This window comes from Sphaerimonospora mesophila (assembly GCF_001417795.1).
In the GTDB taxonomy this organism is placed as follows: Bacteria; Actinomycetota; Actinomycetes; order Streptosporangiales; family Streptosporangiaceae; genus Sphaerimonospora; species Sphaerimonospora mesophila.
The window spans coordinates 1-12,191 of record NZ_BCBX01000074.1; the positions used below are offsets into that span (position 1 = coordinate 1).

The 12,191-nt window shown below is 63.7% G+C and carries 9 protein-coding genes; 6 read left to right on the plus strand and 3 right to left on the minus strand.

Features of this window, described 5'->3' with window-relative positions:
* The first annotated feature begins 49 nt into the window (after positions 1–49).
* The 3 genes from AP234_RS33920 (at position 50) to AP234_RS33925 (ending at position 5,577) form a co-directional block, all read left to right on the plus strand.
* On the plus strand, positions 50–4,213 hold the full coding sequence (locus AP234_RS33920; protein ID WP_152990782.1) for an RHS repeat-associated core domain-containing protein: 4,164 nt from the start codon (positions 50–52) through the stop codon (positions 4,211–4,213).
* Positions 4,214–4,249: 36 nt separating this feature from the next.
* The gene (locus AP234_RS35725) at positions 4,250–4,723 is read left to right on the plus strand and encodes an immunity 26/phosphotriesterase HocA family protein (protein WP_235558544.1); all 474 of its coding nucleotides are present in this window, start codon (positions 4,250–4,252) and stop codon (positions 4,721–4,723) included.
* A gap of 320 nt (positions 4,724–5,043) precedes the next feature.
* Positions 5,044–5,577, plus strand: a complete 534-nt coding sequence (locus AP234_RS33925) for a hypothetical protein (protein ID WP_055483857.1) — start codon at positions 5,044–5,046, stop codon at positions 5,575–5,577.
* Position 5,578: 1 nt separating this feature from the next.
* On the opposite strand, the gene ltrA is transcribed toward AP234_RS33925, so the two are convergent.
* Together ltrA and AP234_RS33935 are read right to left on the minus strand one after the other, a co-directional pair.
* Positions 5,579–7,069: a group II intron reverse transcriptase/maturase gene (ltrA, locus tag AP234_RS33930; protein ID WP_235558545.1), complete on the minus strand. Its 1,491-nt coding sequence runs from the start codon at positions 7,067–7,069 to the stop codon at positions 5,579–5,581.
* A gap of 870 nt (positions 7,070–7,939) precedes the next feature.
* The gene (locus tag AP234_RS33935) at positions 7,940–9,256 is read right to left on the minus strand and encodes an IS701 family transposase (RefSeq protein ID WP_152990783.1); all 1,317 of its coding nucleotides are present in this window, start codon (positions 9,254–9,256) and stop codon (positions 7,940–7,942) included.
* A 90-nt stretch (positions 9,257–9,346) separates the two neighbouring features.
* On the opposite strand from AP234_RS33935, the gene AP234_RS35730 reads away from it, so the two are divergent.
* Positions 9,347–9,862, plus strand: coding sequence for a polymorphic toxin-type HINT domain-containing protein (locus tag AP234_RS35730; protein WP_160330543.1), 516 nt, complete (start codon positions 9,347–9,349; stop codon positions 9,860–9,862).
* A 268-nt stretch (positions 9,863–10,130) separates the two neighbouring features.
* Here AP234_RS35730 and AP234_RS33940 read toward each other — a convergent pair whose 3' ends face one another.
* On the minus strand, positions 10,131–10,472 hold the full coding sequence (locus AP234_RS33940; protein ID WP_152990784.1) for a hypothetical protein: 342 nt from the start codon (positions 10,470–10,472) through the stop codon (positions 10,131–10,133).
* A 386-nt stretch (positions 10,473–10,858) separates the two neighbouring features.
* Between AP234_RS33940 and AP234_RS36900 the strand changes: the two genes are divergently transcribed.
* Positions 10,859–11,380 carry a hypothetical protein gene (locus AP234_RS36900; RefSeq protein ID WP_152990785.1) on the plus strand — a complete coding sequence of 174 codons (522 nt, stop codon included), beginning with the start codon at positions 10,859–10,861 and terminating at the stop codon, positions 11,378–11,380.
* Positions 11,359–12,153 (plus strand): hypothetical protein, encoded by a 795-nt coding sequence (locus AP234_RS33950; RefSeq protein WP_055483861.1) that lies wholly within the window; start codon positions 11,359–11,361, stop codon positions 12,151–12,153. Before AP234_RS36900 ends, AP234_RS33950 begins: the two co-directional genes overlap by 22 nt.
* Positions 12,154–12,191 lie beyond the last annotated feature (38 nt).

Sequence of the window (12,191 nt, forward strand, 5' to 3'; positions counted from 1 at the left end):
TGCCTGGGCCCGCCGGCCGGAGTTCGGGACAACCCCGGATATCTATGAGGTGCCTGAGCCGTTCCCCTGCTTCGGCGGGTGGTTTCCCGGCATGCCGAAGGACTGCAGCCAGTCCTGGGGGGATTGGACCGACTGGCGGGGCTACCCCACGGTCCGGGTGATCACGGGCAGCGGAAGTGACCCGGCTGGGTACACGGTCACCAGCGCCACCTTTTATCGGGGCCTGTATGACGATGTGTTCAACGACGGCACGCCCAAGCACGTCCAGGTGACCGACTTCGACGGCAACAGCTACAACGACCTGCGGGTGCTGTCGGGGCGCACGTTGCAGGAGCAGACCTGGCAGGCCACCGGATGGAGCGCCCCCACGCCCAAGTGCTCGTTCCAGCTGTGGAGTGCCACGGCCAGCTATCCGGCCGACTGGCCAGTCTCCCACAACGGGCACAACTGGATGTCCACCGCCTCCAGTACGGGCAAGGCCCCCGCGCCGGGATCACAGTATTGGAGTGACTTAGGCGCCTGCCCGGTCTACAGCTCCGGGCTCAGCGGCTACACCGAAGAATTTTCTACCCGCTATGAGTACGTCCGCGTCACCACCGGTGACGGCCCTGGCATCGCCGACCCCCGGCAGGTCAACGTCTCCCGGCAGGTGTCCCGGGAGAAGGTGACCTCCGGCTGGAGGTACACCGAGACCAAGACCGAGTACAACGCCGACGGGCTACCGGTCAAGGTCAACGACTACGGTGAGCGCGGCGACGGCTCGGACAACACCTGCACCGCGACCACCTACGCCCGCAACACCGCGAACGGCGCGTGGATGATCTCCTACCCGGCCAGTGAGGAGACACGCGCCGGGGACGACTGCTCGTCTGGGACGCTGCTGGACCGTACGGTCACCCTGTATGACGGGGCGACCAGCCCGAGCGCGAACGCCCCGACGAAGGGGAACGTCACCGAGATCCGTGCCCACTCCACGGCCTCCGACTACTCGGCAGCCAAGAGCACCTTCGACGACTACGGCCGCCCGCTAACCGTGACCGACCCGCTGGGCAAGACGACCACCACGACCTACAGCCCGGCAGTCGGGTGGCCCTCAGGTGGAGTCACGGTCACCAACCCACTTGGACACACGACGACCATGTGGTCCTCGCCGTACAACGGCCTGCCCGTCGGGATGCGGGACGCCAACAACAACGACATCAACATCGATTACGACGTGCTCGGCCGGACATTGCAGTTGTGGACGCCGGTCGCGCCCAAATCCGGTGGGACGCCGGCGGCCAAGGTCGCTTACACCATCCCGGCCGATGCCAACGGGACGGTGAACGGCCCGGCCAAAACCGCCGTTTCACGGCTGCAGTCGGGCAGCGGCAGCTCGGCCAAGTGGGTGTCCATGCACACCTACCTCGACGGGCTGGGCCGCGCCCGGGAGACCCAGACAGCCTCCCCGGCCGGTGGACGGATTGTCCAGGTCACCACCTACGATGCACGGGGGTTGACGGCCGCGACCTCCGCCCCGGTCCACAACACCACTGGTCCGGGGTCCGGGCTGCTCAACCCCGCCTTGACGTCGCTGCCGCAGTGGTCCCGGCCGGTTTACGACGCGCTGGGCCGGACCGTCGCCGCGGTGGACATGTCGGCGGCCAACGAGCTGCGCCGTACCACGACGACCTATCTGGGTGCGGACAAGTACGAGGTGACGCCACCAACGGGCGGTAAGACGGTGTATTACGCCGATGCCGCCGACCAGGTCACCAAGATCGAAGAGTGGCTGCCGTCGGGCTCTCCGCACATCACCACCTATAACTACGACCGCAACGGCCAGCTGACCAGGCAGACCGACGCGAACGGCAACGTCCGCACCTTCACCTACGATCTGCTCGGGCGACGGACTGCCGCCCATGACCCCGACGCCGGGGACTCCGAGCAGGCCTATGACGCGGCCGGGCACCTGCTGTGGTCCACCAACGGCAAGGGCCAGAAGGTCTCTTACACCTATGACGACCTTGGGCGTAAGACCGCCATGTGGTCTGGCGAGGCGGGCTCTGGGGCAAAGCTCGCCGAGTGGGTGTACGACACGATCGCCAAAGGCCAGTTGACCTCCGCCACCCGGTATGTGGATGGTGACGCCTACATCGACGCGGTGACTGGCTATGACGATATGGGGCGGCCTACTGGCTCAACCTTGACGATCCCCTCGTCCGAAGGTCTACTGGCCGGCAGCTATACCTTCACCAACACCTACACACCGACAGGCAAGGTCGCCACCTACACCATGCCCGCCGCTGGCGGTCTACCCGACGAGACGGTCACATCGACATACACCGATCTCGACCTGCCCAAGGGAATGACTTCTAGCCTCGGAGGTGAATTTACCTACGTCCATTCCACCACCTACTCCCCGACCGCCCGCCTGGCTGAACGTACATATGGAGAGAATGGGAAGATCGCGCGGACGTTTACCTGGGATGACGCGACCGGATGGGTGAAGCGGGTCACTACTGCCATCAATGCGGACACCAGCAGTCCCGCTGTAAGCCAGGACGATCAGTTTGCCTACGACGTCTCTGGGCAGATTATTCGAATTTTGGATGCCGCCTCCGCCACTGAGGGAAGCCCAGGTCAGTCCGAATGCTTCACCTACGACGACCTGCACCGCCTTACCCAGGCTTGGACCACCACCACACCCGAGTGCGGGCCGGACACCGGCTCGGCCGACAACCAGGGCATCGACCCCTACGCCCAGTCCTACACCTACGACGCCGTCGGCAACATCACCAGCCTGACTGATGTCGGGCAGAGCGTCACCTATACCTACCCCAACGCCGGGGCATTGGCGGTGCGACCGAACGCGGTCACCTCCATCACGCGCCCCACCGGTACTGACACCTATAGCTACGACAACGCAGGCCAGCTGACCTCACGCACCGTCGCAGGCAAGAACGGCACCTTCACCTGGAACGAACTCGGCCAACTGGAAAAGGCCACCATCGACGGCCAGGACACCACGATGGTCTACGACGCCGACGGCGAACGCCTCATCCGCCGCGACCCCGGCGGCAAGGCCACCCTGTATCTGGGCTCGATGGAAATCGCAGTAGCCGATGACGCCATCGTCGGAAGGCGCTACTACACGACCCCCGACGGCGCCACCGTAGCCATGCGTATCGGCGGAGACGGCGTCACCTGGCTCGCCTCCGGCCTCCACGGCTCCACCCAGCTCGCCGTCAACGACAACACCGGCGCGGTCTCCCGCGAACGCTACCTTCCCTTCGGACAACGCCGCGGCACCGACGACCTGCCCTTCACCGACCTGGGCTTCCTCGGCAAAGTTGAAGACAACTCCACAGGGTTAAATTATCTATCCGCGCGCTACTACGACCCGGCCATCGCCAAGTTCATTTCCACCGACCCCCTTCTCGATCTCCGCAAACCCCAATGGGCCAACCCCTACGGCTACGCCGGAAATAATCCGATAGGTTTATCCGATCCTACTGGCCTTATGGTCGACCCCGAGGATTGCGAAAAGGGCGGAAAGGCTCCCGTATGTAAAGATTGGAACGCAAAGAAGGATAAGCTTGTTTGCGAAAAAATCTACGGAAAGGGGAATTGCTGGGATCCCGTCGCCTTTGATCTTTATGGCGATCTAATCCTACCCGATTCGGCGGACGCATATAACAAAGAGATCCAAAGAGCTAAGACCTACATGTGCAATAAGCGCATACATTGTGGCTCGTTTGATACGGACCAGGGTCAAGCGCTCCTGCACATATGGGTCTGCGGCTACCATCCGACGTGGTGTGGTGATGTTTATTGGGATAAATACGAGACAAAAGAGAGCACCACTGCTCCTGGCGCCATTGCTAAGAGTCTTGCAGCTGCCGCGACTAGACTTACGAGAGGACTAAAGAATCACTTCGTCTATCTAGGATATGATCAAAGCGGTAGAGTAATATATGTTGGAATAACAAATAATCTCAAACGGAGAATCGGAGAGCATGGGGGCAGGTTCGCGTCTATTAGGCCACTTGCGAAAAATCTGACAAGAGGGCAGGCAAGGGCTATTGAAGAAGCGGTGATTGTTCGAAACAAGGCGAGAGGTGTCAGCATGTTGCATAACAGGATTCATAGTATCGATCAACGAAAGATCTACTACAAGCGCATGTTACAATGGGGAGAGATGTGGATTCGAAAGAACGCGCCACACCTATAGAGGGTTACGATGCCAAACGACCTCAACATTCCGAACATGCAGCTCCTTAAGCGGTCGCGAAAGAGGCCGAAGTCCGGCGATATCTTTACTCTCAGAATGACTAAAGTCGGCTATCTTTTTGGAAGGGTGGTCTACGCAGGAATTTCTGAGAGTCATCCGCTGACCTCTGAGGCTTACATGCTGTATATATATGATATTGTATCGTCGAACAAAGGAGTCGACGTCTCTGCTTTGCCGCCAGACAGGCTACTTATTCCTCCTTTCTTTATTAACCGGCTACCCTGGATAAGAGGTTATTTTGAAACACTAGGAAACTTCCCTCTAACGAAATCCGACATGGTAAAAGTTCATTGCTTCTACGATATTCCTTTCGATCGCTATGTAGACGAAAATGGCGACAACTTGCCCAGAAGGACAGACCCTTGTGGCATGTTTGGAGTTATGAGTTATGGTTTTCTAGATGATGCACTCAGTGATGCCCTTGGTATTGAGAGGGCCCCAGGAGATTGATATTTAGCTCGTGTGCGGCAACCATTGCAGCTGGGAGGAAACCTGGGTCTCAGCCACAGCGCGACAGCGGATAATTAGGTGGGCAGGCGGGATTGGCGACTCGGTCGTGATGGTGTGACCGGCTGCTGGGCTACTCAGGGTCAAACTGCGGAGTCCTCAGGGTCAGGGGTGCGAACTGTAGCGGGTTTAGGCGGGATCAGCGTGACCTGGTAGCCGAGGCATTTCCAGGGCGGTTCTCTGGTAGCGGGCGCGAGCAGTGGGTGTGACTGGCCTCTAGCAATTGGAGCTGCATCGTCCCCCAGAACGATTCCATCCTGGCGGTGGAACAGTTCCGGCTGGTCGCGACGCTGCTGGACCACAAGCGGGCGCCGGCGGCCAAGCTCGCCGCTGTCTATCACGAGCGCTGGGAGAGTGAGAACGGCTACGGCGAGCTCAAGACCCGGCTCCGCGGGGCCGTCTTCATCCTCCGTTCCAAGCTGCCTGAACTCGTCAACCAGGAGATCTTCGCCTTCCTGGCTGTCTACCAGGCGTTATGCAGTCTCAAAGCTGAGGCTGCCCGGACCGCTGGGATCGATCCGGACCGCATCTCTTTCACGGTGGCCATCCGTGTCGCTCGCGTGCATGTCGGCGGCCGCACCAGCCCTGCGGGGCTTAGCCAAAGGCGCCGCGAGGCTGTCCTCGATCTCCTTGAGGACCTGCTACCTGCCCGCCGGCTCCGGCAATGCGAGCGTGTGAAGAAGCCCCCAAAGAACACCTTCGCGACCAAAAAACACGACTGGGTAGCCCCATCCGGCAAAGTCGCATACAAGATCAAAGTAAGTCGAAGGGTCCTGTCACCTGCGCAAACGCCTTAACTCACTGGCATTGCAGCTCAAAGGCACTTTTCTCATGTAAACGATCAAGCCCGCTCAAATTCGCCGCGTAGGGTCGGGGCTGGCGCGATAGCTTCTCCTGCGGTAGGGCCTGGGGCCTTCTGACCGTCGGTTTCCCGGCCGGGTGTGCCACCCCAGTGACCATGGACAGGTTCCTCACCTCGTCTCCAGCCCCCGCTACCTCGAACCGTGCATGCCGTTCTCCGGCACACGGCTCACCGACGTCGTTCACCGCCTGACATTCGGCGTTCCCCGCCAGTCCCGGAAGGGCCTGGGCGCGACGACGATCCCTGACAGCGTGACCAGCCCGAGTTGGTTCGGGGATTGGTAGGCCAGCACCGACCAGCCGAACCCCCCGGGAGCGGTGATGTCGTTTCCGGATGACCAGCGCCATCCGCATCACCGCATAATTTCTGATCTTGCCGAAGTGCCGGGAGGAGTTGCCGTACCGGAAGTAGGCGGCCCAGCCGCGTAGGAACCGGTTGACATCCTCCACGATCACCTCCAGGCTCAGCCGCAGCCGGGACCGGCCGGTCAACTGCCGGATCCGGTCACGGGCGTGCTGCATCGCCCGGCCGGCGGGCCAGCGAGCGAGGAAGGTGACCTGCCGGGTCCCGTTGCGGCCCAGCGTGCGCACCAGCCGGTGATGGAAGCCCAGGAAGTCCAGGCCCTCCCCGCCGACCTCCAGGTGCACGATCCGGGTCTTGGCCGCTTTCGGCTCCAGACCGAGCTCAGCCAGCAACGCCGTCAGGCGCTCCAACGCTCGTTCGGCCTGACTCCGGGGCCAGCACATCACCGCCGCATCGTCGGCGTACCTCACCAGCACCCCATCCGCCTCGTCCCATGCCCGGTCCAGCCGGTGCAGGTAGACATTGCAGAGCACGGGGCTGATCACCCCGCCCTGTGGGGTGCCGGTGATCGGCCTGCGGACCTGCCCGTCCTGCATCACCCCCGAGAAGCGTAAGATCGCCCGCAGGAGTTTCAGGAGCGTCTGGTCGCAGACACGTTCCTCGACAGCTTGCATCAACGTCTCATGCGGAATCGCCGAGAAACAGTTGGCGATATCCGTCTCAACCACCCACCGGCGCCCGCGATAGCACTCGTTGACGAGCACCTGCAAGGCATCGTGTGCCGACCGCTTCGGGCGGAACCCGAAGGAGCAGTCCAGCATGTCCGCCTCGAAGACCGGTTCGAACACGATCTTCAGCGCGGCCTGCACGATCCGGTCCCGGACCGCGGGAATCGACAGCGGCCTTTGCTCCGAAGATCCCGGCTTGGGGATCAGCACCCGGCGCGCGGGCAACGGACGGTACCGCTGTTCTCGCAGTTCGGCGGCGAGTTCGTCGAGCAGCCGGGCCACCCCGTACTCCTCGACCTGCGCCAAGGTGGTCTTGTCGATGCCCGGCGCGCCCTTGTTGGTGCGCACCGCAACCCACCCGCGCCACAGGACGTCTCTGCGGTAGACCTTGTCCATCAGCGCGTGGAATCTACGTCCGGGGTCGGCCTTGGCCGCCCGGTACAGCGCATGCTGCAAGGCTCGGACCGGATCACGTGGAACCCGTGGTTCCCGCGATCCCGACGCGGCGGGACTAGCCTGACCGGCACTCACCGGGCCACCTCCGTGCATCATGACGCATCGACGAAGCAGCGGCCCTTCCCTCCCTGCCGGTTATGTTGTCCGGTCAGGTCAAGCGGTACTACGGCCGCCTCCGACGCCCACCCGGCCAGCCATCCACTTCCCGGCTTGTACCGGTTATAGGACGCCACGCTCCGGTGACACTTTCCGCAGGTCACCGGGCCGGGGAGGGCCTCCCCAGTTCCCGCCGTCACTGTCGATACGTTCCGCGCCCCATACGCCGGGGAGTTCTTCGCGGCTGCGTTCCAGGTTCTTCACCGCTTCCATGGCCTTCGCCCTGGATTCGAGGGCTCGGCTCTCCCTGTTCCCGCCCTTGCGGACGGACCTCTAACGACGCCGCAGGCTTCGCGTCACGCTACGGACCGCATCGTTGCTCCCCCAAACAGGGCCTTTGACACTGGGCTTCGACCCCGCCCGTTTCCAGACGAAGTCGCCAGTCTGCTACCGGGCCTCCTGGCAGCTACCCGGACCGGACTTCCACCGGCGAGCGACGACGAGCTTACGAACACCAGGATCAGCCGCTACATCACGGCTTCACCTCCGTTCTGCTGGGCGCACGAAAGCCCGAGGTTAGTGCGCGCACCTTCGGGGCCACGGATCTGCTTGAGGGCGTCACGCAAGTTCTCGCTACCGATCCCGTCACCGGGAAGACCGAGGCACGCTCCGTCGTCGCACTGATCACTCGACTTTCGCTCTTTGATTTGAGGGTCATGCGGCGTCTTCCCAGGCCAGCAGATCGGCCAGGATTTCTTCGGGTTTCGGCTGGTCAGGGCGAGCCATCCGATATTTGGCGGCGAGGAGGGCGCGGCGGAGGGCGGCGTGGGCGTCGGCGATGGAGATGGTGGTCTTGCTGGTGTACCAGGGGCGGGCGTTCTGGTGGGCGGCCAGGTCGCGGTCGTGCTTGCCATGCTGGGCATACCAGCAGACGGTGAGGGTCTGGGCGGCCAGGCCGAAGGGCACGGTGCGCTGGACGGCGCGGGCGGTGCGGTTGCGGGCCTGGCCGACGCCGAAGATCTGCTTGGCTTCCAAGATCGCCGTTTCGATGGACCATCGGGCGGCGTACCGTTCGATCACCTGCCCGATCGTCGCGTCAAGGTCGGTGCTGACCAGGGCGACCTCCAGCGCGCCACTGGCGGATTGGATCACCACGACCTGGACGGGGCGAGTGCCGAACACGCCGTACCACAGGCAGACCAGGCTCGCCGCGCGGACGGTCTCGGTCCGGCGGTAACGGGTCACGACCACCTCGGTGAAGTCCAGACCGGCGGCGAGCTGGACCATCGCAGGCAGACGCGCCCCCTTCAGAGCGGGACGGCCCCGCCGGCGCGGGGCCGGCGCTGGGGGCAGGCCGTACAGCGCGGCGTCTTTCCGCAGCCGGGAGGTCCACGACACCGCCTGCGGCAGGTTCTTCAGCACGCCGCCGGCATAGGCGGCATCACCCACCACGTCGATCCGCCGGCCGGGCAGCGCCTGGGCCAGCGCGGTGACCAGGCGGCGGGCCACCTCCAGCCGCGAGGCCGACACCGTGCCCTTCTTGACCAGCCCGGCCAGCACGGGCAACGCCACCGGACGGGTCATGAACGGCAACCAGACGACGATGGCGCAGATCACCCAGTTGTTGCCGTATCCACTCGCGTGCGCCTCGGGCGCGGAGCCGTCGTGGAACCACGAGGCCGCCCACACCTTCTTCCCTCGCCGGCGAAACAGCGTGTCATCGACCGCGACCAGCACCGATTCCCCCTCGCCGATCAACAGGTCGACCACCAGCCGTGCCAGGGTCAGGCCGAGGTGCTCGGCGCTCCAGCGGCGGCGGGCGAAGAACGCGTGGGCCCGGTCGTGCGGCCATACCCTGGCCAGCCCGGCCCCGGTCAGCATGCCGCACACCGCCCGCGTCCCCGCGCAGGCGATGAACCCGGCCATCAGCATGCAGAACGTCTCGAACGTGGGCGCGGTGAAGCAGGGGCGAAATCGCTCCAACAGGCCCACAAGCGAGGGCGGTAACGCTACAGTCGCAGACGAGGGCATCGGCGTCTCTCCGGCAGCATCCGGGGGGTTTCAACAGCGCCGATGCTCCTCTTTTTATGCGCTCAACCCCGGTATGCCCGCAATCCGGGAGTGTCCTGGCCAACCCGGAACAACCTCTACAAAACCGCGCCGATCACCACAAAAGCGACATCTCAAACGATCAAGAAAAAGCGCGAAAGTCGAGTGATCACAAGTGAAGGCGGAAAGAAGCTCGTTCAGATCACCATCGACACCGACGGCTCCCGCGGAGACAAGACCGGCACCGTCATCGCTACCGACCAGCACCCTTTCTGGTCTGAGGACCAAGGCCACTGGTTCAACGCCAAGGACCTGCACACCGGCATGCGGGTGCGAACGTCTTATGGTGATAAGTTAGAGATTCTGAGTACCAGCACCTACCATCGAAGCAACCAGCGCGTCCACAACCTCAGCATCGACGGCATCCGTACCTACCACGTGGCAGTGGCCGCCCTTAACATACTTGTCCATAACGGTCCACTACGTCCTGACAACTGCGCATGGGGAATCGGGACCGGCCGGGCTCCGGATGCGAAGTCCAAGAAGAACCCCCCGACGCGGGAACCTACAAGAACCGCGATGCTGTGAAGGCGGCGAAAAAGAAGCTATCGCAATTTCCGCGAGGTGCTGCGCGCTACCGTGAGGAATGTTCTCCAGTCGCGAGGAGCACGCGCCCGCACCCGCCGCGCTTCCGCCATGACACGGGCGGGCAGGCAGGCATCCGCGGCGCGTACGGCTACCCCGTCCGGCGGCGGGGACGGGGCCGGAGGGTTGCGGCCTATACGGGTGACCCACGGGAGCCTCCTGGGGGACGGAGAGGGGAGCGGTGACAAGACGCCCGGACGCGGTCGGGGGTTCACCTGTCGGCGGCCTCCACTGGGGTCAGGTCGCGCTCGTTGCACAACCACCGCTGGCCGGGCAGGCGGCGGCCGAGGACGCCGTCGACGTTGACGTCGACTATCCGGTACGCGTCGGTCCCGAACGTCCTCGGCACCGCCCACAGGACGGTCCCAGGCAGTCTGATCAGCTGTGCGTGGTGGGCGGCGGCCCAGCCTCCCGTGTAAAAGGCACCGGCGATCTTCACCCACGTGCCCCGGAGCAGCTCACCGACCGGTGCGAGGCGGCGGCGCCGGGCCGGGACCCGGGGGGCGGGGGGCGGGGCATGCTGGGGATCAGCCCCGTCCGGTGCACCGTCCACGTGCGTTCCTCGCTGATCGCAGGCGGAGCGGTCGGGTCGTCGATGACCGGTGAGGCAGACTACCTCGTGCGAAACGACTGATGCCCCATCTGACGGTCGATGGCAATCTTCGATCCTGAGCCGGGACGAGGTTGCCGATCATGGGGGAAAGCTTGATGGACGGTCTTTGTGGCTCGTGCCGGATGTCTTGGCAGCGAACCATCTGGAGCTCCAATTCTTCGGTTGACTAGGCCCGTCAAGAGACAGTATCGACGGAGCCTTGATATCTCCTTTGTCGCACACATAAACTACTGTGAGCAGTCATTTAATTGCGTAGAGTGAAGGCGCGAGTTGATGTGATGCGTTCACCGGGCGGCCGACTATGGGGAGGCGCTGCCTGTCTGGCGGTGGTTCTTGTCGTCGCGGCTTGCCAGGCAGGGGATGGTTCCGTCCTGCCGCCTCGCCCCGCTTCGGGAACTCCAACTCCGGATGTCGTCCAGCGGTCATCGGTTAGGCCTCACGACGCCGTCCTGAAGGCATATGTCGAGTACTGGAAGGTCCTTTCTGCGGCTGGCAAATCCTCTCCAGAAGAGGGTCGTGCGCTGCTCAGGCCGTATGTCCAGGGCGACTATCTCGACCACCTCGTTGACGGCATCCGTCAGATGACCGAACAGGGCCGGGAGCCGTACGGCGAGGTGGTCCCGCGGGTTAAAGAGGTGCGTGTCGGCGAAAAGCGCGCGGAGGTCACCGACTGCCAGGACACCTCCATGGCGGGGATGGCCGACCGACGTACTCACCAGCTCATCCCCGGTACGGCCAAGATGGCGACGGCGAACATCACAGCCTCACTGGAGCAGTCCTCAGATGGGCGGTGGCGTCTCACGGGGCTGAGCATGAAGGAGGCGGCATGCACGCCACCCTCGCGCTGAGTCCGCTTCTCGCGGCCTGCGTCTTCGGGGTTCACACGCCCTCGGACGATGATTACGGCGCCCATCCGTGGGGAAACGGCTGGGTCGTCTACGGCCGCCACGAGATAGGGCAGCCCAATCAACCTGTGTCCGACAAGAGCGGCAGCGACGGAAGCCTGATCAAGTGCCATACGATCGGCGGAGAAAACGGGATCAGCTATCTCCAGTGCAAGCGCGGGCCTGACGGCCAGCGGAACGTCTTCCAGGGCATCACTCCTGGGGATCCGGCTGCACCTGCCGTAACTCCCGAGATGCTCCTCCAACAAGCGGTTCGGCAGCTCACGCCCCCTGCCCCGCAGGTTGCGACCGCCCCGCCTCGGGGCAAGGACGGGCTGGTCGGTCTCCCGCACTTCTTCTGGGTGGAACGAAGCCAATGGCACCCGATCAGTAAGCGAGTCACATCGGGACCGGTATGGGCGGAGGCCACTGCTACCCCGACGGCGCTGGTCATCAGTCCGGGTGCCGGCCAGACCGAGTTCGTCTGCAGCGGCCCGGGAAAGCCATACGACCGGAGGGAGCTCGCAAGCAGGCAGAAGAGCGACTGCGCATACCTGTTCACCCGCTCGAGCGCGAGGCTGCCCGGCTCGCACTATCGGGTGACCGTCACCATCAGGTGGACGGCCACCTGGACCGGGTCCGGCGGAGCGGGCGGAACGCTCGCCCCGAGGACGACTTCCACGACCTTCCCGCTGAGGATCGCCGAAGGCCAGGCATTGATCCAGAGGAGCTCCTGAATGGTCCGCAAGACTGCGTCTGTTCCTCCCCAGCAAGC